This window comes from Prosthecobacter fluviatilis, assembly GCF_042655725.1.
GTDB lineage: Bacteria > Verrucomicrobiota > Verrucomicrobiia > Verrucomicrobiales > Verrucomicrobiaceae > Prosthecobacter > Prosthecobacter fluviatilis.
Genome location: NZ_JBHSMQ010000001.1, coordinates 576,146 through 602,475, shown reverse-complemented (window position 1 = coordinate 602,475; position 26,330 = coordinate 576,146). Strand labels below are relative to the sequence as shown.

The 26,330-nt window shown below is 60.5% G+C and carries 27 protein-coding genes; 13 read left to right on the top strand and 14 right to left on the bottom strand.

The window, feature by feature from the left end:
- The first annotated feature begins 25 nt into the window (after positions 1–25).
- Positions 26–1,393, top strand: coding sequence for a sugar transferase (locus ACFQDI_RS02210; RefSeq protein WP_377162938.1), 1,368 nt, complete (start codon positions 26–28; stop codon positions 1,391–1,393).
- 12 nt (positions 1,394–1,405) lie between these two features.
- On the opposite strand, the gene ACFQDI_RS02205 is transcribed toward ACFQDI_RS02210, so the two are convergent.
- From ACFQDI_RS02205 to atpD, 9 genes are read right to left on the bottom strand one after another with little or no spacing between them, the layout of a single operon-like run.
- Positions 1,406–2,287: a F0F1 ATP synthase subunit gamma gene (locus ACFQDI_RS02205; RefSeq protein WP_377162936.1), complete on the bottom strand. Its 882-nt coding sequence runs from the start codon at positions 2,285–2,287 to the stop codon at positions 1,406–1,408.
- A complete protein-coding gene (locus ACFQDI_RS02200; RefSeq protein WP_377162934.1) occupies positions 2,284–3,843 on the bottom strand; it encodes an alternate F1F0 ATPase, F1 subunit alpha in 1,560 nt (519 codons plus the stop codon). The genes ACFQDI_RS02205 and ACFQDI_RS02200 overlap by 4 nt, the downstream gene beginning before the upstream one ends.
- Positions 3,840–4,634, bottom strand: a complete 795-nt coding sequence (locus ACFQDI_RS02195) for a F0F1 ATP synthase subunit B family protein (protein ID WP_377162932.1) — start codon at positions 4,632–4,634, stop codon at positions 3,840–3,842. The genes ACFQDI_RS02200 and ACFQDI_RS02195 overlap by 4 nt, the downstream gene beginning before the upstream one ends.
- Before the next feature lie 4 nt (positions 4,635–4,638).
- Positions 4,639–4,920, bottom strand: a complete 282-nt coding sequence (locus ACFQDI_RS02190) for a F0F1 ATP synthase subunit C (RefSeq protein WP_377162930.1) — start codon at positions 4,918–4,920, stop codon at positions 4,639–4,641.
- A gap of 14 nt (positions 4,921–4,934) precedes the next feature.
- Positions 4,935–5,624, bottom strand: a complete 690-nt coding sequence (locus ACFQDI_RS02185; RefSeq protein ID WP_377162928.1) for a F0F1 ATP synthase subunit A — start codon at positions 5,622–5,624, stop codon at positions 4,935–4,937.
- Positions 5,608–5,910 (bottom strand): N-ATPase subunit AtpR, encoded by a 303-nt coding sequence (locus ACFQDI_RS02180; protein WP_377162926.1) that lies wholly within the window; start codon positions 5,908–5,910, stop codon positions 5,608–5,610. Before ACFQDI_RS02180 ends, ACFQDI_RS02185 begins: the two co-directional genes overlap by 17 nt.
- On the bottom strand, positions 5,900–6,250 hold the full coding sequence (locus ACFQDI_RS02175; RefSeq protein ID WP_377162924.1) for an AtpZ/AtpI family protein: 351 nt from the start codon (positions 6,248–6,250) through the stop codon (positions 5,900–5,902). The genes ACFQDI_RS02180 and ACFQDI_RS02175 overlap by 11 nt, the downstream gene beginning before the upstream one ends.
- Positions 6,243–6,632, bottom strand: a complete 390-nt coding sequence (locus ACFQDI_RS02170) for a F0F1 ATP synthase subunit epsilon (protein ID WP_377162922.1) — start codon at positions 6,630–6,632, stop codon at positions 6,243–6,245. Before ACFQDI_RS02170 ends, ACFQDI_RS02175 begins: the two co-directional genes overlap by 8 nt.
- Positions 6,629–8,089, bottom strand: a complete 1,461-nt coding sequence (atpD, locus tag ACFQDI_RS02165; protein ID WP_377162920.1) for a F0F1 ATP synthase subunit beta — start codon at positions 8,087–8,089, stop codon at positions 6,629–6,631. Before atpD ends, ACFQDI_RS02170 begins: the two co-directional genes overlap by 4 nt.
- Before the next feature lie 194 nt (positions 8,090–8,283).
- On the opposite strand from atpD, the gene ACFQDI_RS02160 reads away from it, so the two are divergent.
- Both ACFQDI_RS02160 and ACFQDI_RS02155 read left to right on the top strand, forming a co-directional pair.
- The gene (locus ACFQDI_RS02160; RefSeq protein ID WP_377162918.1) at positions 8,284–9,933 is read left to right on the top strand and encodes a CocE/NonD family hydrolase; all 1,650 of its coding nucleotides are present in this window, start codon (positions 8,284–8,286) and stop codon (positions 9,931–9,933) included.
- Between the two features lie 21 nt (positions 9,934–9,954).
- Entirely contained in the window at positions 9,955–11,208 is a 1,254-nt protein-coding gene (locus tag ACFQDI_RS02155) for a lactonase family protein (protein WP_377162916.1), read from the top strand.
- 98 nt (positions 11,209–11,306) lie between these two features.
- Here the strand turns inward: ACFQDI_RS02155 and fabV are convergent, their stop codons facing one another.
- The gene (fabV, locus tag ACFQDI_RS02150) at positions 11,307–12,500 is read right to left on the bottom strand and encodes an enoyl-ACP reductase FabV (RefSeq protein ID WP_377162914.1); all 1,194 of its coding nucleotides are present in this window, start codon (positions 12,498–12,500) and stop codon (positions 11,307–11,309) included.
- A gap of 81 nt (positions 12,501–12,581) precedes the next feature.
- Here fabV and ACFQDI_RS02145 point away from each other — a divergent pair, with 81 nt between their 5' ends.
- Positions 12,582–13,346 carry a class I SAM-dependent methyltransferase gene (locus ACFQDI_RS02145; RefSeq protein ID WP_377162912.1) on the top strand — a complete coding sequence of 255 codons (765 nt, stop codon included), beginning with the start codon at positions 12,582–12,584 and terminating at the stop codon, positions 13,344–13,346.
- 135 nt (positions 13,347–13,481) lie between these two features.
- Here the strand turns inward: ACFQDI_RS02145 and katG are convergent, their stop codons facing one another.
- The gene (katG, locus tag ACFQDI_RS02140; RefSeq protein WP_377164136.1) at positions 13,482–15,722 is read right to left on the bottom strand and encodes a catalase/peroxidase HPI; all 2,241 of its coding nucleotides are present in this window, start codon (positions 15,720–15,722) and stop codon (positions 13,482–13,484) included.
- A gap of 204 nt (positions 15,723–15,926) precedes the next feature.
- On the opposite strand from katG, the gene ACFQDI_RS02135 reads away from it, so the two are divergent.
- Both ACFQDI_RS02135 and ACFQDI_RS02130 read left to right on the top strand, forming a co-directional pair.
- Positions 15,927–16,841 (top strand): LysR family transcriptional regulator, encoded by a 915-nt coding sequence (locus ACFQDI_RS02135; protein ID WP_377164134.1) that lies wholly within the window; start codon positions 15,927–15,929, stop codon positions 16,839–16,841.
- 4 nt (positions 16,842–16,845) lie between these two features.
- Positions 16,846–17,796, top strand: coding sequence for a glycosyl hydrolase family 18 protein (locus tag ACFQDI_RS02130; protein WP_377162910.1), 951 nt, complete (start codon positions 16,846–16,848; stop codon positions 17,794–17,796).
- 5 nt (positions 17,797–17,801) lie between these two features.
- On the opposite strand, the gene ACFQDI_RS02125 is transcribed toward ACFQDI_RS02130, so the two are convergent.
- A complete protein-coding gene (locus tag ACFQDI_RS02125) occupies positions 17,802–18,089 on the bottom strand; it encodes a translation initiation factor (protein ID WP_377162908.1) in 288 nt (95 codons plus the stop codon).
- Positions 18,090–18,101: 12 nt separating this feature from the next.
- Entirely contained in the window at positions 18,102–19,169 is a 1,068-nt protein-coding gene (locus ACFQDI_RS02120) for a nucleoid-associated protein (protein ID WP_377162906.1), read from the bottom strand.
- 232 nt (positions 19,170–19,401) lie between these two features.
- Between ACFQDI_RS02120 and ACFQDI_RS02115 the strand changes: the two genes are divergently transcribed.
- The 6 genes from ACFQDI_RS02115 (at position 19,402) to ACFQDI_RS02090 (ending at position 24,507) form a co-directional block, all read left to right on the top strand.
- Complete coding sequence (locus ACFQDI_RS02115; RefSeq protein ID WP_377162904.1) at positions 19,402–19,701, top strand: DUF2934 domain-containing protein; 300 nt, start codon at positions 19,402–19,404, stop codon at positions 19,699–19,701.
- Complete coding sequence (locus tag ACFQDI_RS02110; protein WP_377162902.1) at positions 19,698–19,919, top strand: hypothetical protein; 222 nt, start codon at positions 19,698–19,700, stop codon at positions 19,917–19,919. The genes ACFQDI_RS02115 and ACFQDI_RS02110 overlap by 4 nt, the downstream gene beginning before the upstream one ends.
- Positions 19,920–19,948: 29 nt before the next feature.
- On the top strand, positions 19,949–20,644 hold the full coding sequence (locus ACFQDI_RS02105; protein WP_377162900.1) for a hypothetical protein: 696 nt from the start codon (positions 19,949–19,951) through the stop codon (positions 20,642–20,644).
- Between the two features lie 8 nt (positions 20,645–20,652).
- Positions 20,653–22,683 (top strand): PAS domain-containing sensor histidine kinase, encoded by a 2,031-nt coding sequence (locus ACFQDI_RS02100; RefSeq protein ID WP_377162898.1) that lies wholly within the window; start codon positions 20,653–20,655, stop codon positions 22,681–22,683.
- The gene (locus ACFQDI_RS02095) at positions 22,680–23,354 is read left to right on the top strand and encodes a response regulator transcription factor (protein ID WP_377162896.1); all 675 of its coding nucleotides are present in this window, start codon (positions 22,680–22,682) and stop codon (positions 23,352–23,354) included. Before ACFQDI_RS02100 ends, ACFQDI_RS02095 begins: the two co-directional genes overlap by 4 nt.
- A 70-nt stretch (positions 23,355–23,424) precedes the next feature.
- Complete coding sequence (locus ACFQDI_RS02090; RefSeq protein ID WP_377162894.1) at positions 23,425–24,507, top strand: SAM-dependent methyltransferase; 1,083 nt, start codon at positions 23,425–23,427, stop codon at positions 24,505–24,507.
- 3 nt (positions 24,508–24,510) lie between these two features.
- On the opposite strand, the gene ACFQDI_RS02085 is transcribed toward ACFQDI_RS02090, so the two are convergent.
- Positions 24,511–25,170, bottom strand: a complete 660-nt coding sequence (locus tag ACFQDI_RS02085) for a hypothetical protein (protein ID WP_377162892.1) — start codon at positions 25,168–25,170, stop codon at positions 24,511–24,513.
- Between the two features lie 355 nt (positions 25,171–25,525).
- On the opposite strand from ACFQDI_RS02085, the gene ACFQDI_RS02080 reads away from it, so the two are divergent.
- The gene (locus tag ACFQDI_RS02080) at positions 25,526–26,233 is read left to right on the top strand and encodes a PEP-CTERM sorting domain-containing protein (RefSeq protein WP_377162890.1); all 708 of its coding nucleotides are present in this window, start codon (positions 25,526–25,528) and stop codon (positions 26,231–26,233) included.
- Positions 26,234–26,330 lie beyond the last annotated feature (97 nt).

The window sequence follows — 26,330 nt, the reverse complement described above, 5'->3', positions numbered from 1 at the left end:
GCTGGGCCGGAAGCAAGAAATCAATTTGCAGCTGACTGAACTGCTGGACAGCGCACTGCTGGCGTTCTGCCTGTGGTTCGGTCATTTTTTGCGTGCAGACTTGGTGCCAGTCTTCTTTCCCGATGCCGTGCAGATTCCGCCCATGGAGAAGTTTTACTGGGTCGTTGCGGTCGTAGCCCCTTTCACGCCCATCGTTCTGGAGGCACGCGGGTTTTATTCCAACATCTACAACAAAACACCCGGGCGCTCTATACGCCAGCTGGCTGAGGCCCTGGTCATCATCGGCATGTTCATTGCCTTCTGCATCGTCTTCTTCAAGTGGTCCGTCGAGAGCCGTGCTGTGGTCGTTTTTTCTGTGGCGCTCGGAGCCCTCTCACTGCTGCTGCGCGAGGCCTGGCAGCGTGAAATCCTGCGCAGGCAGATGGCTTCAGGCAAAGGCCGCGAGCGCGTCATCATCGCTGGCGCGCAGGCAGATCTGGCGGCCTTTCTGGCCAACATGACCTCCGAGCAACGTGCCGAGATCGAGGTCGTCGGACAGATTGACATCATGCAGAGCCCGATTTCCGATCTTGTCGCAGCCCTGCATGCGCACTCCATCAGCCGTGTGCTTTTTGCCGCTCAGCATGTGCACTTCAGCAAGATAGAAGAAGCGGTGCAGGCCTGCGAAACGGAAGGCGTGGAGGCCTGGATCGCGGCGGACTTTTTCCAGACAGCCATCGCACGTCCGACCTTTGACGTGCTCGGAGGGCGCCTCATGCTGGTCTTTCACTCCACGCCACAGGCCTCGTGGGAGCTGCTGTTCAAGGCCATCGTGGACCGTGTCGGGGCGCTCATTCTGCTCCTTTTATCATTGCCGCTGTGGCTGGTGGCTGTTCTCGGCATTCGCTTCAATTCCCGCGGGCCGGTCTTCTTCAGGCAGGAGCGCGCAGGCCTCTATGGCAAACCCTTCATCATGTGGAAATTCCGCACCATGCACCAGGGTGCAGAGGCAAAACGCCAGGAACTGGAGGCGCACAATGAGATGGACGGCCCCGTCTTCAAGATCACCAATGACCCGCGCATCTTCGCCTTTGGCCGCTGGCTGCGCCGCACCAGCATCGATGAACTTCCGCAGCTCATCAATGTGCTGCGCGGGGAGATGAGCCTCGTGGGTCCGCGCCCGCTGCCCGTGTATGAAATCCAGCGCATCGAGAAGCATGCGCAGCGCCGCCGCCTCAGCGTGAAACCTGGCCTGACATGCCTCTGGCAGGTGACGGGCCGCAACGGCATCAAAAACTTCGAGGAGTGGGTGGCTCTGGATCTGAAGTACATCGACAACTGGTCCTTCTGGCTTGATCTGCAAATCCTCGCGCAGACTCTGCCCGCTGTGATTCGCGGCATCGGCGCCAGCTGAGTTCGCACGCTTCTACCGCTTTTTCCCCAGGGCTTCATAACCCGAGACGACGTCAAACAGCTCCTCGTCGATCGAGCTCTGGCGCAGACGGTGGTAGCTGCCATGGAGGTGCTCCAGCAGTTCGTCGATGTTCTTTTCTGCTCGCTGCATCGCGGCCAGACGGCTCGCATTTTCACTGGCCAGAGATTCGGCACAGGCCCGAAAAAGTGAGATGAAAAGGTACTCGCGAATGAGTGAGCGCAGCGTCGCAGGCAGCTCGTTGAGCACTTCCGGCAGGATCTGCGTGGGCCATGGCACCTTCGTCAGTTCCTTCTGCCAGACTTCATCCAGCGGCAGCAGGCGCTGGCTCACGGGTTCGTACAGCGCGCCAGACTGCGGATGGTTGTGAAAAAGATACACCTGCTCATTCCCGCCAAAGGTCATTCGTGCCTCGCTTTGGATCTGAATCTGCGCAATGAGAGGTGTGATAGCTTGGACGGAGTTGGGCACGGCAAAACGGCCTGCCATGGCGAGCCCTGCGTCAGAGAGTCTGGCGTGAACTCTCTCTCCCACCGCCCAGACCTGCGGCCTGCCTGGCAGCGAAGCAAGCGTCCGGATGGCATAGTCGGCAATGATGTCATTGAACTGCCCCACCAGCCCCTGATCTGAACCGAACACGATGGCGCCGATAGCGCCGCCCTGGTTTGAACGCCGGCTCTCAGGAGAGCGCTCTCCCTGACGCAGGCAGACGCTGAGTCCCAGCTCAACCGTGCGCCAGTAGTCTGCCAGCGCTTTCACCGACTGCTCATACTGGCCGATGCTCGACGCAGCCAGCGCCTTCATGGTGCGCACGACGGACTGCAGCTCACGCGCACTGCTGATCTGGCGCTGCAGGCTGGCAGTCGTGTCACTCATGCCTGGCTGACGGGTTGGTTCTTTTGTTCTGGCAGGAAGGGCTTCAGCGCCTCACGGGCAATGCCGATGATTATTTCGCGCTCTGCATCGAGAAGCTTGCGGTCGCTTTCGAACAGGGCAGCGATCTGGGCAGGAATACCTTCAGCCGCGGCCTGCACCGCGAGCTGGGCCTCCGTCATTTTCTCCAAAGCCACTTCGTCAAACAAACCCGCCGTCAGGGCCAGAAGCACGACGATTTGCGCGGGCACCGGCACCGGCGCGCTTTCAGCCTGCTTCAAACAAGCACGGATGCGCCGTCCGTGCTCGATCGTCTTGCGTGTGGCTGCATCCAGTCGCGCACCAAACCGCGCGAAGGTCTCAAGCTCTTCAAACTGTGCGTAGGCCAGCTTCAGATCTCCGGCCACGGCTCGGTAGGTGGCACGCTGGGCCTTGCCACCGACACGTGACACAGATTTGCCCACATCCACCGCCGGCAGCACACCCAGCTCGAACAACGAGGGGGAGAGGTAAATCTGTCCATCTGTGATGGAGATCAGATTGGTCGGAATGTACGCAGAGATGTTCTGAGCCTCGGTCTCGATGATGGGCAGCGCAGTGAGCGAGCCACCACCGCGTTCTTCACACAAATGGGTGGCGCGCTCCAGCAGGCGCGAATGAATGTAAAAGATGTCCCCAGGAAAGGCCTCACGTCCTGGCGGCCTGCGCAGCAGCAGCGAAAGCTCACGGTAAGCACGCGCATGCTGCGTGAGGTCGTCATAGACGATCAGCACGTCCCTTCCCTGCTCCATGAAGTGCTCGGCGATGCTCGTGGCAGCATAGGGAGCGACGAAGGCAAGCCCCGAAGGATCACTGCCCTCGGCCACCACGACAACGGTGTACTCCATGGCCCCGTGCTCACGCAGAACTGCGATGCCTTTCGCCACGGCGGAAGCACGCTGTCCGATAGCACAGTAAACGCACAGCACATCCTTGCCTCGCTGGTTCAGGATGGTGTCCAGAGCGATGGCCGTCTTCCCAGTCTGGCGGTCTCCCACAATAAGCTCACGCTGCCCGCGGCCGATGGGAATCAGAGCATCGACCACCTTGAGTCCCGTCTGCAGCGGAACAGTGACTGGCGCACGCTCCATGATGGGAACGGCCGGGCGTTCCACGGGAAGACGTGCGCTGCCAGCCACTGTGCCCAGACCATCCAGTGGCTTCCCGAGTGGATCAATGACACGGCCGAGCAACCCTTCGCCAACGGCCACGTCCATGACACGTCCGGTCCTCCGCACTTCATCACCCGCGCGAAGATCCGCGTAATCACCGAGCAGGACCACGCCGACTTCGTCCTCATCCAGATTGAAGGCAATGCCCGAGACACCGCCGGAAAATTCGAGCAACTCATCAAAGCCAACGCCGGGCAGTCCTGAAACTTTGGCGATGCCGGTGGAGACATTCGTGATGGTGCCCACCTCGTGCAGCGAAAGCCGCGGAGCCAGAGATTCACGCGCCCGGCACATGCACGTGAACACGTGGTCAAAAACACCGCTCAAATTTTCAGGCACCGCATTCATACAGGGGTCTTCTCAGAGTCTTTGGCGGACACTGCAGCCTTCGCCAGAATTTCATCCACACCTTTCTCCAGGCTGGCCAGATAGTCGGCAATGCTCCATGCGACTTTCTGCCCGCCTGCACTGAGCTCAATGCCGCTGACAATCTCCGGCGCGGCTTCAAACCGCAGAGACTTGCAGGCAGGGAAGGCCGCATTGACGGCCTGTTGCAGGATACGGCGCTGCTCTGAAGGAAGCTCGAATGCGCTGCGGATGAGCGCAGGCTCCTCGGTTTTTTCCATGGCTTCTGCCAGCCTGCGCCGCTCCGCATCATCCATCGCCAGCAGACGCTCGGACAGCACCGCCGTCATCCGCTCCTCGAGGCTCACTCCGGCAAGATCCGTCAGTGTCTTTCTGGCAATGGCAAACACCTCCTCCTGAGTTCTTCGGGCTATGGATTCATGCAGCGTTTTAGCCTCACTACGCAGCAGTTCGCCCTGACGGACGCTGAGGGCATCTGCAGCGCGGCGTGCTTCCTCGAGCAACCGCCGGTGCTCCGCCTTAGCGTCATAAGCCGCCCTGCCCATCATGTCCGCACGCCGCAGCTCAAACTCCGCATTCTTGCGCTGAAACTCCTCCTTCTCCTGGTTTGCCGCAGCCTCCTTCGCGGCCGCATCCGCGATCTGCGCGGCGATGCGCTTCTCCCGCGCATCAATGGCTTGGAGCACAGGCTGGTAAAGGTAGCGCTTCATCAGCCACACCAGGATGAGGAAGTTCAGTGTCTGCGCACCGACGGTGAACCAGTCTATGAGCATGATGTTACTTGGCGACGGTTTGCGTGATGAAATGATTCCAGAACGGATTGGCGAAGATCAGGATCATCGAGACCACAAAGCAGTAGATGGCCGTGGACTCGATCATGGCGAGGCCGACAAACAAGGTGCGCGTGATGGTCGCAGAGGCGTCCGGCTGCTGTGCGAGCGAGGTCAGCGCCGTGGCAACGGACCTGCCTTCGGCAAAGGCCGGCCCCATGCAGCCAAAGCTGGTGGTGAGCCCTGCGGTGATGATGGAGGCTACGGCTATGAGGGTGGTGTCATCCATGGTAGGTTCGGAGGTTAAGTTTTGGCAGATGCTTTCAATTCATGAGTGCTGATGGCCGCCGCAATGTACACGGCGGCGAGAATGCTGAAGATGTAGGCCTGCACCATGCCCGTGAGCAGCCCAAGCAGGATCATCAAAATGGGAAACAGAAAGGGGGTGATCGTCAGCAAAATGGCCAGGATCATCGCACCGCTCATCATGTTGCCAAACAGGCGCACAGCGAGCGCCAGGGTACGCGACACCTCGCTGATGATGTTGAACGGCAGCATGACCACCGTCGGCTCCATGTAGGATTTGAAATAGCCTCTCAGCCCTTGGTCTGAGATGCCATACAGCGGCACCGCAATAAGCACGCACACCGCCAGTGCAGCCGTGGTGGAGAGCGACCCCGTTGGCGGTTCATACCCTGGAATGACCGTGCAAAGCGCAGCCGTGGCTACAAACAGGAACAAGGTGCCAAGAAAGCCGATGAATTTCTCCGGCTGCGGCAACCCCACGTCCTTGATCTGCTGCTGCATCGCCGTGACGACAATCTCCAGCAGGTTCTGCCAGCGTGAGCGCTCATGCTCCGTGGTGAGACGGCGTGTGATGAGCCGCGCCCCCACGGCCAGCAGCAGCATGATGCCCCAGGTGAAGACAATGGTCCCGTTCAGCTTGAACCAGCCATGCTGCCAGAAAATCATTTCATCAGGACTCAGGCGCATGATGATCCTCCTTTTGTTTTCCGCGTGTCAGCCAGGTCACGGCCAGACGTGCTATGATGAAACCCGCCAGACAGGCCACCAGGCGCTGCGACTGGCCGTTTGAGACAAAGTAGAACCCCGCCATCACAAGCCCCATGCGCAGCAAGGCGCTGCACAGAAACAGCCGCGCTGGCCTGGGTGAGCTGAGCCCTCGACGGACGGTCCACCAGAGGCCTCCGTAAAAGATCAAACCTAGCAGCACCCCTGCCGCAACGCAGAGCGCCAGGGGCAGCGGGTTACTCATCATGTTTTTCCTCCTTGTTTTTTTGTTCCTCGCCCATCGCCTTGTCCTCTTTGTCGATCCAGTGCCAGGCATTCGCACAGCCCAGCACCAGCCCGGCAACCAGCAGCGCAAGCGTCCAGGAATGCTCTCCAGGGTGGTGCTTGTCCAGCCAGAGGCCCAGAGCAGCTCCGAGCAGTGTGGGCACCACGACAGACCAGCCCACCAGCCCCATCATGCCAAGCCCAAACCATACGGGCGAGACAGAGTGGCGTCGCGCCCTGAGCTTGCGCGTCGCCTTCGCCCCGACCTGCTCGGCCAGGGTGGATTCGCCTTTCGCTTCAGGGGATGGCGGCAGCTTACGCATGCTTGAAATTGGCAAATCGCCGCAGAAATCCGGTTTCTAATTTCGCCATCACGGAGCGGGCGCTGCGCTCTTCCTCATCCAGTTCCAGAAACTCCTGCTCCACTGATTCGCGCAGCTTCGCCAGGCTGCTTCCTGCCATGGCACGATGCACGGACACGAGCACATCAGGCCCGGTCTTCACCAGCACTCCCTCATCCACCGCCATGTAAACCTCCCCCTCCGCCTCTGTCTCATAGACCAGGATGCCGGGGCACAGGGCTGTCACACAGTCCTGCCGCTGTGGCAGCAGCCCAAATGACCCCTCCCGCGTCTCAGCCACGATGCGCTTCACACCGCTTCTGACGGCGAAAATCTGGAACGGCAGCAGGACCTTCAGGTTCATACCTCGTTGCCGGGCTTCGCCTCCTGTTGAGTTTTCCATTTCTCCTTCGCCTCGTCGATCGTCCCGATCATGTAGAGCGCGCTCTCGGGACAGTCTTTGAATTCGTCGTTCAAGATGCGCTCGCAGCCGTCCAGCGCGTCCGCAAGGCTGACCAGCTTGCCCGCATGGCCGGTGAACTGCTCGGTGGTGAAAAACGGCTGCGTGAGAAAGCGCTCCAGCCGACGCGCACGCGCCACCACATTGCGGTCCTCAGGCGAGAGCTGCTCCAGGCCCAGCATGGCGATGATGTCTTTGAGGTCCGCGTATTGGGCGAGCGTGCGCCGGATCTCCTGAGCGAGATGGTAGTGCCGCTCCCCCACGATGCCTGGCGTTGCCATCTTGGAGCTCGACTGCAGCGGATCGATGGCCGGAAACAACCCTTCGCTGGCCCGCTTTCGGGAGAGCACGACCGAAGCAGAAAGATGTGAAAAAGTGTGAACCGCCGCCGGATCGGTGAAATCATCCGCAGGGACATACACTGCCTGGATCGAGGTAATGGCCCCCGTGTCCGTGTTGGCAATGCGCTCCTCGAGCCCTGACAGCTCCGTGCCCATGGTGGGCTGGTAGCCAAGACGCGCAGGCATCTGCCCCATCAGGCCTGAAACTTCCATGCCCGCCTGGATGAAACGGAAAACATTGTCCATCAGCAGCAGCACGTCCCGCCGCTCGTCATCCCGGAAATACTCGGCCATCGTCAGCGCCGCATGTCCCACCCGGAAGCGGCTGCCCGGCGGCTCGTTCATCTGGCCAAAGACCATCACCATGTTGGGCAGCACGCCGGCATCTTTCATGTCGCGGTACAGCTCCTCGCCTTCACGGCAGCGCTCGCCGATGCCGCAGAAGATGCTCACCCCGTCCTGATGACCGACCATGTTGTGGATCATTTCAGTGAGCAGCACCGTCTTGCCCACACCGGCACCGCCAAAGAGCCCCGCCTTGCCACCGCGCTCCAGAGGCACCAGAACATCGATCACCTTGATGCCCGTCTCGAAGATCTCGGATTTTGTGGAGCGCCTCACCAAAGCAGGCGGCGCACGGTGCACTGAGCGCCACTTCGCACCTGTCAGCGGTCCCTGCCGGTCGATCACATTGCCAAACACATCAAACATGCGCGAAAGCAGGGCTCTGCCCACCGGAGCTTTCAATGGGCCGCCGGTGTCCTCCACCCGCATGCCGCGTGCGAGCCCCTGTGTGGGCGTCAATGCGATGCCGCGCACATGCCGTGCATCACGCTGCGCCAGCACCTCGATGACTATCTCACCCGCGGCTCCTGCCTGCAGCATGGTGTGAATGGACGGCAGATGACGATCAAAACGCACATCCACCACACTGCCCCTCACCGCGACGACCACGCCCAGGTTTGCAGACGTCGGATCAGCGTCCGTTGTCGGTTGAAGGTCCAAGCTCAGCGTGGTCATCGTGTTCTTTGTTCCTTGTCTTCAGCCAAACATGCAGCCCATGTGCCAGCATGCAATGGGGTGTCCTGCCCATTTCATGTCTTTCACCATAGGCTCGTGTCCTATGTTGTCTGGCATACTTGGCGGCATGCACCGAGCTTCCACCACTTTGAAGCCGGTTGAAACGTGCTGTGCACAGAGCCCGTAGTGACTTGATGCGCCACGCTCTATTTGTTCTCCTGACCGCCTGCGCCTCCCTGCACGCAGCCTCCCCCACCAAGCTCGACTTCGGCCCCGTCCGTGAAGAGCACATCATGATACCCATGCGCGACGGCAAGAAGCTCTCCGCTTATGTGTTCTTCCCGCCCGGAGAAGGCAAGTTCCCCGCCATCTTCGAGCAGCGTTACGCGGACATCTCCAGCGCCGGATCGCGCAAGGCAGCGGCCAAGTTTGCCGAGGGCGGCTTTGTCATCGCCCTGGTGAACTACCGCGGCACGCATGAGAGCGAGGGCGTCTATCGTGGCTACCGCGGCCTGCAATGGGGACCGCTGCGCGACGGCTATGACGTGTGCGAGTGGCTGGCGGCTCAGCCCTGGTGCACAGGCAAGATCGGCACCTATGGCGGCTCCCAGGCGGGCTACGCGCAAAACTATCTGGCAGTGACTCAGCCACCGCATCTTGTGGCGCAGTACATGACAGACACCGGCCTGAGCCTCTACCAGGAGGGCTACCGCATTGGCGGTGCCACCAAGCCACAGCGTTTCATCAAAGGAGGCTCCGTGGCACGCGACATCAAGGACAACGAAGCCATGCTGCGCGAATGGGACCAGCACCCGGACTATGACGATTTCTGGAAGGACGAGGATGCCTCGCTGCATTTCGACAAAATGAACTACCCCTGCTTCACCATTGGCAGCTGGTTTGACTTCATGTGCCAGGGCAGCGTGGCCAGCTTCATCGGGCGCAATCAGCACGGCGGCCCGAATTCGCGCGGCCAGCAGCAGCTCATCATCGGCCCCTGGCTGCACGGTGGCTACCCGAAGTCGAACAAGATCGGCGAGCTGGTGTTTCCGGAGAACGCCTTCTTTGATGTGTATGCGCACATGACCAAGTGGTTCAATCACTATCTCAAAGGCGAAAACAACGGCATCGAGAAGGACACGCCCGTGAAATACTACGTGATGGGCGCGACCGGTGAAGAAGGCGCCCCCGGCAATGTGTGGCGCGAGGCCAAAGACTTCCCACCCGCCAGCAAAGCCGCTGACTGGTTCCTGCAGCCCGATGGCAAGCTGGCCCCCGCCAGGCCCTCTGCCGCCAAGGCCAGCACCTCGTATCTAAGCGATCCCGTTCATCCCATGAGCCTGCCCTATGCCGGATTTCCCGGGGCCAAAGATGCGCGCGGCTTTGAAGAGCAGGCCGAGGTGCGCACCTGGACGACCGAGGTGCTGAGCCAGCCGCTGGAGGTCACCGGCCGCATCAAAGGTGAGGTCTTCGTTTCCTCCACCGCCAAAGATACCGACTTCTTCCTGCGCGTGACGGATTTGTATCCCGACGGCCGCTCCATCCTGCTGGTGGATTACCCGCTGCGTGCCCGCTATCACGAAGGCTTTGACCACCAGAAGCTGCTCGTTCCAGGAGAGGTGACCAAGCTCTCATGGGACATCGGCTGGGTCAGCATCATCTTCAACAAAGGGCACCGCATCCGCGTTACCATTGCCAGCACCGGCGCGCCCTACTATGAACCCAATCCGCAGACCGGCGCACCCATCAGCCATTTTATCACTGAGCCCGGTGTGTCTGCCATCAATACCATCTGGCATGACTCCAATCATGCCTCCAAAGTCATCCTGCCCATGCTGCCCTGATCCCTCCCCTTCCCCATCTTCATGCAAACACCCGCTTCCTCCCTTTCACGTCGCTCCTTTCTCAGCACCGCCCTCGCCGCAGGTGCGGCCCTTTCAGTGCAGGCCAAAGACCAGGCACCCCTGATCGCCTACGTGGGCACCTTCACCTCGCCGCTGCAAAACATGAAGGCCACGCAGGTGGACCTTCCGCCGGGAAACGGCCAGGGCATCCACCTCTTTGAAGTTAACCGCAGCACAGGCGCCATGACCCCATGCGGCCTGTACAAGTCAGGCAGCAGCCCGAACTGCCTGACCTTCAACGCCGCCCGGACGGTGCTGTATTCCACCAACGAAACCGACGCAAACGGCAGTCACGAGGCAGGCTCTGTCAGCGCCTTTGCCATCAATCCCAAGGACGGACAGCTCACGTTGATGAACACCGTCAGCTCCGGCGGCAAGGGCCCGACCTACATCAGCCTGCATCCCTCAGGCCGCTTTCTGCTGGTGGCAAATTACTTCGGCGGCTCATGCGCGGTGTTGCCCGTCAAACCCGATGGCAGCCTGGGCGAAGCCACCGATTTCAAGCAGGACTCTGGCACCATCGGCCCAAAGAAAGCCACCAACGCGCCTCCGGGCAGCTTTGCCTTCAGCGGGCATGATGGCACACACTCCCACATGATCCAGGCCGATGCCTCGGGCCGTTACGTTCTGTCCGTGGATCTCGGGCTGGACCAGATCTTGGTATGGAAGTTTGACGACCAAAAAGGCACGCTCACACCGAACGATCCTCCCCATGTCACCCTGCCTCCGGGCGACGGGCCGCGTCACTTCGCGTTTCATCCCAACAGCCGCTGGCTCTACTCGCTGCAGGAAGAGGGCTCCACCGTGGTGCTGTTTGACTATGACACTGAGAAAGGCCGCCTCTCCTCCCGCCAGACCATCTCCAGCCTGCCGCCCGGATTTGCAGGCAGCAATTTCTGCTCGGAGATCCTTGTTTCCCCCGACGGCCGCTTCGTTTACGTCGGAAACCGCCTGCACGACAGCATCGGCATTTTTGCCATCGGGAAAGACGGCACGCTGACCTTGGTTGGCGAAGAGTGGACGCGCGGCAACTACCCGCGCAGCTTCAACTTCGACCCCACCGGCGAATTCTTCTACAGCCTCAACCAACGTGGCGATAATGTGGCGATCTTCCGTGTGAACCGGAAAACCGGCGTCCTTGCCTTTACCGGCCACTACGCAGCCGTCGGCAATCCTTCGAGCATTGTGTTTCTGGATCTGGCGAAAGGCCAGTGACCACTCCGACGAGGATCATCTGGATTCTCGCTTAGTTAAAAAGTCACGGAGGGATCACCGTTGATCCCTCCTCTGACTTGGTTCTGCATCGACGCCGCTTACGCCAGTGATGGCACTCCAATGCTGACGTCCACCTCGGCGTTGTAGTCCACGCCTTCCAGGCCAAAGCCAAAGAGACGCAGGAAGCTGGTCTGGTAGCCTTCAAAGTCGCCCAGCTGCGCCAGATTTTCCGTGTTCACCTCGGCCCAGCGTTTGCCCACGAGCTCCTGTAGCGCAGGCTTCATTTCCCAGTCGTCCACGCGGATGCGTCCGGCTTCGTCCGGCTGCGGATTGCCGTTGTAGAGGCGCTCGCGGAAAAGGCGGTCCATCTGCTCGATGCAGTCCTCATGTGTGCCTTCGGCCTTCATCGCCTTGTAGAGCAGGGAGATGTACAGAGGCACCACAGGGATCGCGGAGCTGGCCTGGGTGACCAGCGCCTTGTTCACGGAGACCCAGGCCTTGCCCTTCAGGGAGGCAAGCTTGCCGTCCAGCACGCGCTGCACGCGCTCGAGGTCCTCCTTGGCACGGCCGATGGTGCCGTTCTTGTAGATGGGCCAGGTCACTTCCGGCCCGATGTAGCTGTAGGCCACAGTCTGCACGCCTTCGGCGAGAACACCGGCGCTCTGAAGCGCGTCGATCCACATCTCCCAGTCTTCACCGCCCATGACGGCCACGGTTTGCGCGATCTCGTCTTCGTTCGCGGGCTCGATGGTCACTTCATTGACCACGCCGTTGCCGGTGTTGAGGTTCTTGTTGGTGTAGGAAGCGGAGCCGATGGGCTTGAGCACGGACTTGAAGACCTCGCCAGTCTTCGGGTGCGTTCGGCGCGGAGACGCGAGGCTGTAAATGACGCAGTCCACCTGGCCGAGATCTGCCTTGATGGCCTCGATGACGGTGTCCTTCATGGCATCGGAGAAGGCGTCGCCGTTGAAGGAGCGGGCATAGAGGCCGGCAGCCTTGGCTTCGGTCTCAAAAGCGGCGGAGTTGTACCAGCCTGCGGTGCCGCAGCGCTCGGCCTCGCCGGGCTTTTCAAAGAACACACCCATGGTGGCGGCACCGGAGCCAAAGGCCGCCGCGATGCGGGAGGACAGGCCGTAGCCGGTCGATGAACCCACCACGAGCACCTTCTTGGGCCCGTTGGCGATGGGGCCGCGCGATTTCACGACGGCGATCTGTTCAGCGACATGTTTGGCACAGCCGGTGGGGTGGGCGGTGGTGCAGATGAATCCACGGATTTTGGGTGCGACGATCATAGTAGTTAGTGCGCTGAGCGTTAGCAGCCACAGGGGGGCTGGCAACTTGTTTTCCCACCCGGTCTCTGCCACCTTGGCCGCATGCCAGCCCCGTCACCCGCTCCTGAGCAGCGCTTTTCCGACCGTGTGGAAAACTACGTGCGCTACCGCCCCGGCTACCCGCAGGAGATCATCCCGCTGCTGCAGCGCGAGGCCGGGCTCTCACCTCAGTCTGTCATCGCCGACATCGGTTCCGGCACTGGCATTTCCGCCGGGCTTTTCCTGAAAGCCGGATTCAGCGTGCATGCGGTGGAGCCCAATGGGGACATGCGCGCCGCAGCAGAGCGGCTGCTGTCACATGCCCCCCGCTTTCACAGCGTGAATGCCAGTGCCCAGGCCACCACATTGCCGGACCACAGCATCGATCTCATCGTGGCCGCACAGGCTTTTCATTGGTTCAACTCATCTGAGACACGCGCGGAGTTCACGCGCATCCTCAAACCAGCTGGCCACATCGCCCTCATCTGGAACGAGCGCAAACTCGGCTCCACCCCTTTCCTCCAAGCTTTTGAGCAGCTGCTTCTCACCTTTGGCACGGACTACACCACCATCCGCCATGAGAACGTGAACGCCGCAGCACTCGCTGCTTTCTTCAGCGGCCCATACGTCACGCATACTTTTGCCAATGGACAGCGCTTCGACTTTGAAGGGCTCAAAGGCCGCCTGCTCTCCAGCTCCTACGCACCTGGACCGCACCAGCCGCACCATGCGGAGATGCTGGCCGAGTTGCGCCGCATCTACGACGCACACCAGGTGGCAGGGCAGGTCTGTTTCGAATACGACACCCGCGTGCATCTGGGGCGCTGAACTCGCAGGCACCGCACGCAGACCTGCTTCCTGCCTCGGGTCATGCAGACTGACCGCATGTTTCAAACAAAAAACCCGCCCCGGCTGCGATGAGCCGAAGCGGGTGCGGTTTTGGGGTGGGGAATCAGCTGCTGTTCAGCGATGGAGATCAAAGCGGTCCAGCTCCATGACCTTGGTCCATGCGGCGACGAAGTCTTTGACGAACTTCTCTCCGGCATCAGCGCCCGCATACACCTCTGCGATGGCGCGAAGCTGGGAGTTGGAGCCAAAGACAAGATCCACCGACGTGGCCGTCCATTTCACCTCGCCGCTCTCGCGGTCACGGCCTTCGTAAAAGTGCTCGCACATCTTCGACTTGCTCCACTCCGTGCCCATGCTCAGCAGGTTCACAAAGAAGTCGTTGGTGAGCTCTCCACGCCGTTGGGTGAAGACACCGAGGTCAGGAAACCCGACATTGGTCCCGAGCACGCGCATGCCACCCACCAGCACCGTCATCTCAGGAGCCGAAAGCGTGAGAAGCTGCGCACGGTCCAGCAGCGTCTCCGGTGCGGGACGGTCAAGCTCGTGGCCGAGGTAGTTGCGGAAGCCGTCCTGCCTGGGCTCCAGCACGGCAAAGGACGCAGCGTCCGTCATCTCCTGGGTGGCGTCGGTGCGGCCAGGGGTGAAGGGCACCTGCACCTCATGACCGCTTTTCTTCGCCGCATCTTCCACAGCCGCACATCCGCCGAGCACGATGAGGTCTGCAAGAGACACTTTTTTGCCACCTTTCTGCTCCGCATTGAAGTCCTTCTGGATCTTTTCCAGCACAGCCAGCACCTTCTGCAGCTGCTCCGGCTGGTTCACAGCCCAGTCTTTCTGCGGAGCCAGGCGGATGCGCGCCCCATTGGCACCACCACGCTTGTCACTGCCACGGAAGGTGGCTGCGGAAGCCCACGCCGTGGAGACAAGCTGGCCGGTGGTCAGGCCTGAGCCCAGGATGTCTGCCTTGAGACGGACGATGTCCTGCGCACCGATGAGTTCATGGTCCACTTTGGGCACGGGGTCCTGCCACAGCTGCGGTGGCGCCACCTCGGAGCCCAGCAGACGGGACACAGGGCCCATGTCGCGATGAGTCAGCTTATACCAGGCTTTGGCAAAAGCGGCGGCAAACTCATCCGGATGCTCCAGAAAGCGCCTGGAGATTTTCTCATACGCCGGGTCTTCCCGCAGCGCGATGTCAGTGGTGAACATCATCGGCGCGTGGCGTTTGGCGGCGTCGTGCGCATCCGGCACCGTGCCGGCACCCGCGCCTTTTTTAGGCTTCCACTGCTGCGCTCCCGCCGGGCTCTTCGTCAGCTCCCACTCGTAGGCAAAGAGGTTGGTGAAGTAACCATGGGACCACGCCATGGGCGTGGAGGTCCAGGCGCCCTCCAGACCGCTGGTGATGGTGTCTCCGGCGTTGCCTTTGCCGTGTTTGTTCTTCCAGCCGAGGCCCTGCTCTTCGAGAGGTGCGCCCTCTGGCTCCGGACCCACATTGTCAGCACTCGCGGCACCGTGTGCTTTGCCAAAAGTGTGACCTCCCGCAATCAAGGCCACGGTTTCCTCGTCATTCATGGCCATGCGCGCAAAGGTCTCGCGAATGTCTTTCGCTGCAGCGATAGGATCAGGCTTCCCGTTGGGGCCTTCGGGATTGACGTAGATCAGGCCCATCTGGACAGCAGCCAGGGGCTTTTCCAGTTCGCGCTCGCCCTTGTAGCGTGCGTCTCCCAGCCACTTGCTTTCAGGCCCCCAGTAGATGTCTTCCTGCGGTTCCCACACATCTTCACGTCCGCCGGCGAATCCCATCGTCTTGAATCCCATCGATTCGAGCGAGACATTGCCCGCGAGCACCATCAGATCGGCCCAGGAGATTTTCTCGCCATACTTCTGCTTGATGGGCCAGAGAAGGCGGCGCGCCTTGTCCAGGTTGGCGTTGTCCGGCCAGCTGTTGAGTGGCGCAAAGCGCTGCGTGCCATAGCCTGCGCCACCCCGGCCGTCGCTCACGCGGTAGGTGCCCGCGCTGTGCCAGGCCATGCGGATGAAGAGCGGACCGTAGGTGCCGTAGTCCGCCGGCCACCGCTTCTGCGAGGTGGTGATCACCTCCTTGAGTTCCTTCTTCAAGGCAGCCAGATCAAGCTTCTTGAACTCCTCCGCATAGCTGAAGCCCGCGCCCATGGGATTTCCCCGGGGCGAGTTCTGGTGCAGCATTTTGAGATTGAGCTGGTTCGGCCACCAGTCTCCGTTGGACATGGCTCCTGCGGCGGTGGTGCGGTTGGGGCCTGCGGCGGCACCCATGACGGGGCATTGGTTCATATCTGGGGTGGGTTGGGTTGTTTTTTCCTGGGCCGTGGTCGGCATGACTGGCGTCAGCATCAGCGCAGCCGCCAGGGCCTTGTGTTGCAGTGTTTTCATGGCTTGGTGGTTGGGTTCAGGTTCAAGGTTTCGAACGTTGAGAAGTCGTAACGCCCAAATGATGGATGCCCGCCTCAAATGCATCCAATGCATTATCTGAATGCTTGCGATGCACCACACACATAGCTAGGCTGGCCCATGAGAAGCGATCTGAACCTCCACCTGCTGGAACAATTCGTGGCTCTCGCTCGCACCAAAAACTTCACCCGCGCTGCCGATGAGCTGCACCTTTCACAGTCCGCGCTGAGCCGCGCCATCCAAAAACTGGAGGATCAGCTCGGCGCCCCCCTCTTTGAACGCAAGCCGCGCGAGGTCGTGCTGACGGACCTTGGCGAACTGCTGCTGGAGCGTGCCAGAAAGATTCTCCAGCTCATGGAGGACACCATCTCGGAGCTTTCAGAGGCGGGCCGTCGCGGGCGCATCCGGCTGGGGGCCATCCCCACCATCGCCCCTTACTTCCTTCCCGGCCTTCTGAGCCACTTTGCCCGCAGGCATCCCGACATCCTGGTGATCGTGCAGGAAGACACCACTGACAATCTCATCCGGCGCTGCAGCCACGGAGAGATCGACCTCGCCATACTGGCCCAGCCGGTGATCGCGCGGCATCTGGAGGTGGAGCCGCTGTTTGAGGAAGAGCTGCTGCTGGTGGCACCTGTAGCGCATCCTCTGGCCACTGCCAAAAGTGTGAAGATCGAGGCCCTGGAGAGCTTCCCCTTTGTCACGTTGAACGAGGCGCACTGCCTCGCGGAAAACATCTCCTCCTTCTGCCGCAGAAAGTCCGTGCAGCCGGTGACGGTGGAGCGCACCAGCCAGCTGGCCACCGTGCAGGAGCTCGTGGCACTGGACCACGGCATTTCGATCGTGCCCGAAATGGCGCGAAAAATCGACACCAGCGACAGGCGCGTGTACCGGTCTTTTGCCGGGGAGAAGCCCGCACGCACCGTCGCCATGCTGTGGAATGCCGGCCGCTTTCAAAGCAGGGCGGTCAGGGTGCTCATGGAGGAACTGCGCAGCCTGACACGGAGCTCCTCCTCAGCTCCCCAACGAAAAAGCAGCCGATTGTAAGAGCATGAAAATCCTCCGCCTCATCGCCACCATGCTGCTGGCCGCAGTCTCCTTGCAGGCGCAGCCCCGCATCGTGGCTTATGCGCCCAACTGGATCGGCCTCAAAACCTTCGTGCCGCAGATCGACTTCGCGAAGCTCACGCACATCAACATTGCCTTCGAAAACCCAGCCGATGCGGACGGGGCGCTTTCCTTCCAGCCTGACAACGAATCTCTCATCCGCCAGGCTCACGCACACGGCGTGAAAGTCCTCGTCTCCCTTGGCGGAGGCTCCGCTTCGGAGGACGCATCCCGGCGCAAGGCTTGGTTTGACCTGATCAGCACCACGAAGCGCAAAGGCTTCATCGCCCAGCTCGCAGCCTACGTCAGCACGCATGATCTCGACGGCCTTGATGTCGATCTCGAAGGGCCCGCTATCAATCGCGACTACGCCCCCTTCATTCAGGAGCTCTCTGCGGCTTTGAAGCCAAAGGGCAAGTTTCTCACCGCCGCGCTCTCGAAAGGCTACGGCGGCAAAGACGTGCCCGACGCTGCGCTGGCGTGCTTCGATTTCATCAATGTCATGGCCTATGACGCCACCGGCCCCTGGCAGCCGGACAGGCCCGGCCCGCATTCATCGCTGGAGTTTGCACAGGGCAGCGTGGACTACTGGCTCCGGCGTGGCCTGCCAAAGGCCAAGCTCGTGCTCGGCGTCCCTTTCTACGGCTGGGGCTTTGGCAAAGCCTTCCGCCAGCAGGAGTACCGCTATGCAGATCTCATCAGGCAATACCCCAAGGCCGTCACCGATGATCAGGTCGGCGACACGATTTGGCACAACGGCATCCCCACCATGCAAGCCAAAGCCAGGCTGGTGCTGGACCAGGGCCTCGGCGGTGTGATGATCTGGTCGCTGAACTCGGATGCCCCAGGCGAGAGTTCCCTGCTCTCCGTCTTGCATGGGGCGCTGCAAAAATGACCCGGCTACTTCACCCCCCGCACCTCAAACCCTTCAGCCTCCAGCACTGCACGCACCTTGGCCGCCTGATCCCCCTGGATTTCGATGCGCTTGTCACGCACAGTTCCACCGCAGCCGCAGGCAGAGCGCACACGCTTGGCGATGGTCTCAATCACCGACACCGGCAGGTGCGTGGCAAAGTCCTTGATGACGATGACTGTCTTCCCGCCTCGATGAGCCGTTTCTCGCTGGAGCACGACCCGGCCCATCTTCCAGAGACGCTGTGGGGATGAAGGATCAGGCTGTGGATTCATCTGCAAAACGGCTCAGGATGCGCTCAGGTCCCTGTTGTAGTACACCTTCACGTACTTCATGCCCTTGTTGTCATCAAAACCACGCTCCAGCTGCGGATCGGTTTCGCTGGCGGCAGGCTTGATGTGGATTTCCACCCCGGTGTCCAGCTTGAGGACGGCGGCGATTCGCTTCTTGGCCTTCGTGAGGTCTTTCTTGGAGATCTCAAAAGTCTTCTCCAGCGGCTGCCCCTGCTCCTCCTCAATACGAGCCCGGTGCTCGTCAAACTTGGCGATGACTTCAGGAGACTTCAGCACAGTCTGGCCGAACTCCTCCAGATCAAACTTCTCGCGATCTTCAAAGTAGTCGAGCGCGTCCTTGGCGGCGGTGGCGGTTTCCCAGGGCGGGCTGTCATCATCGGCAGGCTGCTGCTCCTCCAGGAAGGAGACAGCCATCTTGGCGTAGGCGTTGGTGAGGAAGGCCGCGTCAGGCACAGCTTCCACGCCAAGAAATTCGCGCACCCAGAAGCGGGTGTCTCCGCCGCTGCGGTCAAAGGTCAGCACGTAATAGCCTTTTTCCGCCCAGTAGTTCAGGATGAGGCAGCCTTTGTCGATCTTATCGGGATTGATGCCGTGCTCGGTGCTCAGCTGCAGGTCTCCATTGCGCGGCGTGATGGTCAGGAAGGGCACCACGCTGTCGCTTTTCAGGATGCAGAGACCGCTGACGAGCTCTCCCTCGATGTGGACCTCCTTGAGCAGGCTGATGCAGAGGTCCCCTGCTTTGATGTTCGGGTGGTTGGACTTGGCATACAGGCGCTGCGCGATCTCAACCCCCTTGGCGAGCAGCTTTTCCTCATCTTCAAAGATGGCCTTGGCGCAGTTGTTCACCTCGTGCTGCTGCAATGAGGCATGGTGGGTGAAGCGGTGGGCGATGCAGGCCTTGAAAGGCTTCAGGAAGAGCGCTGTGAGCGCTTCCTGATCTCCTTCGGCGACTTGAAACACCTCGCGGGAGGTTTGCAGCGGCTCCTCACGCAGGGGATTGCCGATCTTGGCGAGGACGACTTTGGTGGCGGTGGCGGTATTGAGGCGGAGTTTGACGGACATGCGGGGCGCGGAGAGTAGAAAGGGAATGCATTTGGCAAAGGATTAAACCATTCTCCAATTGAAGTTTGCGCGTTCGGAAGCTTTGAAAAAGCAGCCCACAGCACCACGACAAATCCGTCAGGGTTTCCCTGATATCACGAGCAGGGCGGTGCCAATTGCGGGGAAAACTTGACCGTTCAGAGTGAAACCGACGTGCCACACTGCATTTCATCACACCTTCAATCTCCACACCATGAATGCTGCTGTATATACCCCCCCCGGTGAGACCTGCAGTCCAGGTTCGCACCCTTCCGACAAAGAAATAGCCCTGCTCGCTTTCAAAAAATGGAAGACGGAAGGCTGTTCGCACCTGCGCCCGGAGCACTGGCTCCGGGCAGAAAAAGAGCTGCTGGCCATCTACGCCGCCCAGGGGCAGGCATTCGTGCCCGCCGAATCTGACCGGCTCGAGGAGTTTTGGGAGCAGGAGATGGAAACCCTCTCCTGCTGTGTCATGGAAAGCGAAAACACACTCGCAATGAAAGGCTGGTCATGAATGATTCCTGCACCATCCAAAAAATGGACGTCACTCCGGCCAGTCTTCACATCTCTTTGGGTGTGCACTCCGCTGACACTTCCCATGCTCAGCAGCCGCCGTATGGAGGCCGGCTTTCGAGTGAGGAGATAGCAAAGAAAGTCATGAAGCTCACCGGCAGCGTGCGCCTGGCCTCCCGATCTGCCCATCACTGGCATCACTGCGGCATCAACGAATGAGCCAGGGGCAAGGTTGACTGGAGGCCTCCATGAACAAAATCTCACGTGACAGCAGCCCGCAGGCCGGAGTCCTCCGCTCCGGCAGGGCCGGGCATGGCCTGTCTAAACAAACGGCAGTAACCCACCTGGCACGGCGCAGACGGGCATGCCGGACCGGCGCAGACACGGCAAGTCTCTGGATCGAAGAGCCCCTGCGTTTTCACCGTGCACGGTATGAGCACCTGACACGCCACCTGCACGGAAAGTTCAACCAGACCTCGGCTCTGCTCACCTGCATGCTCTTGCTGGTCTTGGTCGCGCGCGCCGCAGGCGGTGAGTACGTATCGCCAGAGCGCTGGCTCTGCGGCCTGCTGTCCGGTTGGTTTATCATCTCCATGGCCAGGCTGGCGCTGTTCACCTGCCTGGCGGCGCCTCGCAGCATCTGCTATGCGCAGGGCAGACTGCGCATTTCCGGCCTGGGCACATTGCACGCGGAGCAAATACGGCACTGGTCGTTTCAGCACGGTGTCAGGATCAGCTCCCATGCCAGGCCGGGAGTGCGCCTGCAAATCTGCTGCCGCTGGTGCGGCTTTGAACGCCACTGGACGATGCTGATGGAGGACAACCCCGAGACTGAGCGCTTGGAGCAAGTGCTCAAGGCACACCTGCCCCGCCTCTCCCATGCATCCGGCAGGCTGCCCCGGCCACGGACGATTCAGATTGAAGCCGGAATCCTGAGTCAGTAGGTTGCTTCATGCCGCGCCCCACCTCCAGGCCGTCTGATTCGGCAGGCTCCACCCGGGTAAAAAAACGGAATGGCATTGCAGGCCGTGGTCGCAAGCCCGTTTCCGGGACATTGCCCGCCAAGGACAAGCGCAGTCACAAAGCCAAAGAAGGCGCTCTCACCACCACCGATCTGCGCTTCCGCATGCTCATGGACCATGCCCCGGTGCTCGTATGGGTGAGTGATCCCCGCAAAAAACGCACTTGGTTCAACCGGCCCTGGCTGGACTTCACAGGAAGAACCGCCCAGCAGGAGATCGGCGACGGCTGGGAGGAGGGTGTCCATCCTGAGGATCTTGAACGCTGTCTCGCCATCTGCGCGGCTTCTTTTGACGAGCGCATGCCTTTTGAAATGACCTACCGCCTCCGTCGTCACGACGGGGAGTACCGCTGGCTGCTCGACAAAGGCGTCCCTCTGCAAGATCCCGGCCGGCAGTTCATCGGCTACATCGGCAGCTGCGTGGACATCACCGACCGCAAAGCTGCCGAGGCCGCCGTACGAGCCAAGGAAATGCAGCTCCGGATGATCACTGACAACACTCCGGTGATGCTGATCCAGTGCAGCCGCGACCTGCGGTACACCTTCGTCAATCGCGCCTATGCAGACATGCTCGGGCTGGAGCCTGAGGAAATCATCGGCAGACCGATCATCGACGTCCTTGGAAAAAAGGCTTTTCGTATCATCCGCCCCAAAATCACCCGCGTGCTGAGTGGCCGCCGCGTCGAGTATGAAGAGGTGATGCCCTACCCGCGCTCTGGCCGCCGCACAGTCCACGTGATCTATGTGCCAGACACCAACATACTCGGCCAGACAACAGGCTGGCTTGCTTCCATCAACGACATCACTGACCGCCGCCAGATTGAGGACGAGCTGCATCGTGAGCGTGTTTTTCTACGCCAGGTCATAGACGCCACCCCGAGCATGATCTTCGTGAAGGACAGCCAGGGGAGGTTCCTGCTGGGCAACGCCGCACTCGCGCACAGCTGCAGCACCACCGTGGAAAAGCTCGTTGGCAGGACGGACGCAGACTTTCACCGCACATCGGACCAGATCGCCCATTTCAAACAGATCGACCAAGAGGTCATGTCCAGCGGCACCACGCTCCGGATTCCTGAGGAGGAGATCACCCAGGCAGACGGGCAGGTGCGCTGGTTCAGCACCGGAAAGGTCCCCTTGTTCAATGACGCTGGCATCTGTGACAAGGTGCTCGGCGTGGCGACGGACATCACCGAGCAGCGTCAGACGCAGAAAGAGCTGGAAAGGCGGGTGGCGGAACGCACCGCGGAGCTCAGGGCTCAGATGGATGAGAGAAACAGGCTCGAAAACGCACTGCTGGACATCTCCGAGCAGGAGCAGCGCCGCCTCGGCCAGGATCTGCACGACGGACTCTGCCAGTCTCTTTCGGGGCTGGCTTTCATGGCGCGGTCACTGACGAAAACCCTGGAGGCGCAGGCACTCGCCGGCCCCGCTGCCGAGGCCGCCCGGCTGGCAGATCTCATCCACCAGTCCGTCGAGCAGTCCCGCAACATCGCCAAAGGGCTGCACCCTGTGGTCATGGATGCAGAGGGCCTCGTTTCCGCCCTGCATGAGCTCGCGGCACGCAGCAGCGGCAGCATCTCCTGCCGCCTGCGCTGCGAGCAGATGGTGCCCATCACGGACAATGACGTGGCTCTGCACCTCTACCGCATCGCCCAGGAGGCGGTGACAAATGCACTGAAGCACTCGGGGGCACGCTCCATCACACTTAGCCTCAGGCTACGGCAGGGCCTGCTCTCTCTCAGCGTGGCCGATGACGGCTGCGGTCTGCCAGAGGTCATTCACGCGGGCGACGGCATGGGCCTGCGGCTGATGAAATACCGCGCGGATGTGATCGGCGCAGATTTCGCCATCGGGAAACGTAAAACACACGGCACCAGGATGACCTGCCTCCTGCGCATGCCTGCTGCATCCCATTCTCAGTTGTCATTCCTTCCGAATCTCCACCCTCAGAACGAGCGATGAAAAGCACTCCCGGCCAGCAGCGCATCCTCATCGTGGATGACCACCCCATTTTTCGCAAAGGCATCGCGATGCTCCTCGAGCATGAAAAGGACATCGTGATCTGCGGCGAGGCAGAGACCGCCGCGCAGGCCATGGGCCTGGTGGAGCGTCATGAGTTTGAGCTTGTCATCGCCGACATCTCTCTGAAGGACATCAACGGCATCGAGCTGGTAAAATCACTCAAAGCCCTCAGGCCTCACCTGCCGGTGCTTGTGCTCTCCATGCACGATGAATCCCTTTATGCAGAGCGTGCCCTCCGCGCCGGAGCGCGCGGCTATTTGATGAAACAGGCACCACCAGATCAGGTGGTGACCGCCATCAGGCAGGTGCTCCGCGGAGAGCTCTACCTCAGTACCGCGGCAAACCTTCTCATGCTCAACAGCTTTGTGGCTGGGCGGGACAACAGCGGCAAAAGCTCCGTGGAAAAGCTCAGCGACCGCGAGCTGGAGATCTTCGAGCTCCTCGGCCAGGGACGGGGCACCAGCATGATCGCCCATGATCTGCGCCTGAGCGTCAAAACCATCGAGGCCCATCGTTCCCACATCAAAACCAAGCTTGGCATCAGCACCGCACCCGAACTCGTCCGTGCCGCCGTCGAATGGGTCACACGCCGCACCAGCGGCATTGGCTGAGCCCACGGCCGCCCCCTGGCAGCACGCCTCCGCTTGCAGACAGCTCAATGCAGGACGAGTGCACTCATGCATGACCGACCGCGCAACGAACACCGCCTCCCAGGACCAGCACCCGTGGCTGGTGCGCATCCCTGAAATTTTCTCAGGGATTTCATCTCCCATTCTGCGCCAGATGGGGGCACTCTCCAGCACCCGGCTGGGGCTCGACTATTATCTGATCAAGACAGCAAATCCGGCGGCTGTCCGTCAGTCTGAAGCAGCGAAGTTTGCGCGCTGGAATCTGCCCATGGAGCATACCTGGCCCTGCAATCCTCAAAAGATGGACGGTTTCATCGAAAAGGCCGCGCAGACACTGCTCAAAAAATTCGGCAGCCGCAATCCCCAGGGAATCTTCATCGGTACGCTGCAGCCCACCTCTCCGGACAAATATTACAAAGGACTGGCGTCCAACCTCCGCGGACGGGTCCTCCAGCTGTTCCCCAAGCTGCCCGCCGCGACCGTGGAGGAGCAGTCCCCGGAGGCGGAGACCCTGTTTTGTCTCGTCGGCAAAGAGGGACTGTTTTGCGGTATGCAGAGCCCTCGCGCCTCAAACGGCCTCTATGCCGGTGGCAGCAAATACATCGACCAGGATTCACCGGACACCATCAGCCGCGCGGGCGCCAAAATCGCGGAGGCTCTGCATTTCCTGCTCCTTTACCGCCCACCGATGCAGGAGGGATCTCACTGGATCGAGCTGGGGGCCTGCCCCGGCGGCATGACGTCGGAACTGCTCGCCCGCAATCAGCGCGTGACGGCGATTGATCGTGCCCCGCTCGACAAACGTCTCGACGGCCGCCCCGGCCTGAGGTTTTTCCTCGAGGACGTAGCCACCTTTCAGCCACGCGCAGGCACCACTTATGACGCGCTGCTGTGTGATATGAACGGACCGCCGGAGGAATCCATCGAGCAGGTCATCCGCCTTTCCCGGTTTCTAAAGAAGGGAGGCCTCGTCGTTTTCACGCTCAAATTGCCTCGCGTGGATTCCCTGGAGGAGCCCAACGAGCTCTTCCGCCTCATCGTCGGCATGTCCATTTCTGCCGGTCTGCGCCTCTTTGCGCAGACGCACCTGACGTACAACCGGCACGAGTTGACGATGTTCTTTGAGACGGTGTGAAGGTTATGGGATGAATGTCAGGAGCCACTCTGCAGCCTCTTGATTTTTAAAATTTGGCCCGGCCAGCATTTCGCTCAGCTTCCGACGGCATTCTACCGGCTCGCCCTTGGCCAGCATAATGAGGCTGCTCTGCAGGCCATCGTTGTCATGGCCTTCGGCAACTCCTGCGGCAAGAGCTTCGAGCAGATCTGCCAGACAGTCTGAGCCGCCCGTTTTCGCCACCAGTTCGCCGATGAGTTCCCGGGACCAGAAATTATTGTCAGGCGACTTCAGCGCATCCAACAGCAGTGGGAGATCGGTGGTGCTGACAACGTCCTTGAGGCGGGCGTGAGCTTCCAGCACCAAATCGCTATCACCGTCATTGGCTTCATCGAGGATGCAGCGGAGGTCCGCTGCAATGCTCTGGCTGATGGCCTTTTCAAGCTCGGCGGAGAATTCTTCCTCCTCCTCGGCTGGTGCCTCTGCGGAAGGCAGATCCTCCGGCTTCAGCAGCACGGCACCTTTGAGGAGGCGGCAAAATTCCTTCTTGGTGGCTTTGTGCATCGTTCCCACCTTGGAGATGGGGTCCTTCATGACCTTGTACTCGATGGACAGACGCGCCCATTCCACAATGCGGATGTAATTCTCTCCCTGCTTCCAAATCTGACCTTGTTCCAACTTCATCGGCTCCATTAGCCGCGACATGGACCAACGCCATGAGATTCTGCACTTAAGGACAGAACAGGCTTGGGACCGCAGGACAGGGCCGCCGGTCATTCGGCCCCAAAGCGCCCAGGCTGGGATCGTGGCCTGCCAGCAGATACCCCGCACCGTGGAAGAGCATGACTAATAAAAGGGTAAAAAGTCAAGCTTTCCAAATAAATTTGAATTCAGACTTGTTTACTGGCATTGTTGTTATTATAATTATAATACATGTGATATATAAGGACTTAAAACTCAATTACATCCCTGTCCGGAAGCCTCCCACCGCACTCGTTCCTCCGATTTTTTTCCCGCCGCCAACAGCCAAAAGCCCCCGATGAAAAAGACCTCTTCACTACCCAGACTCCTCTGCCTCTCTCTGGCACTGGCGTGGATCCAAGGTGCTCAGGCCAGCACGGTCTTCTGGGGCAGCAATTTCAACGACAATCTCTTCAATAGCGCCGGCGACATCCTGGATGAGACTTATTCCTTTGAAATTGGGACGTTTACTGGCGGCTTCACCCCCACCTACCAGAACGTTGACCAGTGGGAGGCCAACTGGCATGTCATTGACCGCGTCTTTGCTCCGGACAGCAACGGCTGGAATCCTCTGCCCATCCCGGACGGGCAGTTTTTCGTCGCCACCGTCGATCTCAACCCTGACGGCACATCGAGCTCCAGCGACGCAAACCCTGGAGACACCTTCACCATGGGAGACACGGTTTACCTCTGGGCTTACAATTCAAAAAGCATCGTGCCCAGCAGTGAATGGGCGCTGGTAACCGACGGCTCACCTGTTGGCGATCAGGCTGATGACTGGATCATTCCAGACCCATCAAACACCAGCGGTTCCTTCGTCTGGCAGCTGACCGACGCCAACTCCGCCATCATTGGCGGTGCCAATGGGGTCCAGGGCCCCGGGACCTACTCCACGACACCGGGTGTATTCAGCCTGCAGACCGCCGTGGTTCCAGAACCGGGCTCTGCCCTCCTGTTGCTGGCGGCAGCAGCCGCACATCTGACACGTCGCACACGCCGCGCCTGACCCGCCCCCCTGCTCTGATCTGAAGACACCCCATGAGGGAAAACGCATCACGATTATTCGAACCAACGGGCCGCTTTTCGCCGGCACGTTTCTTCGT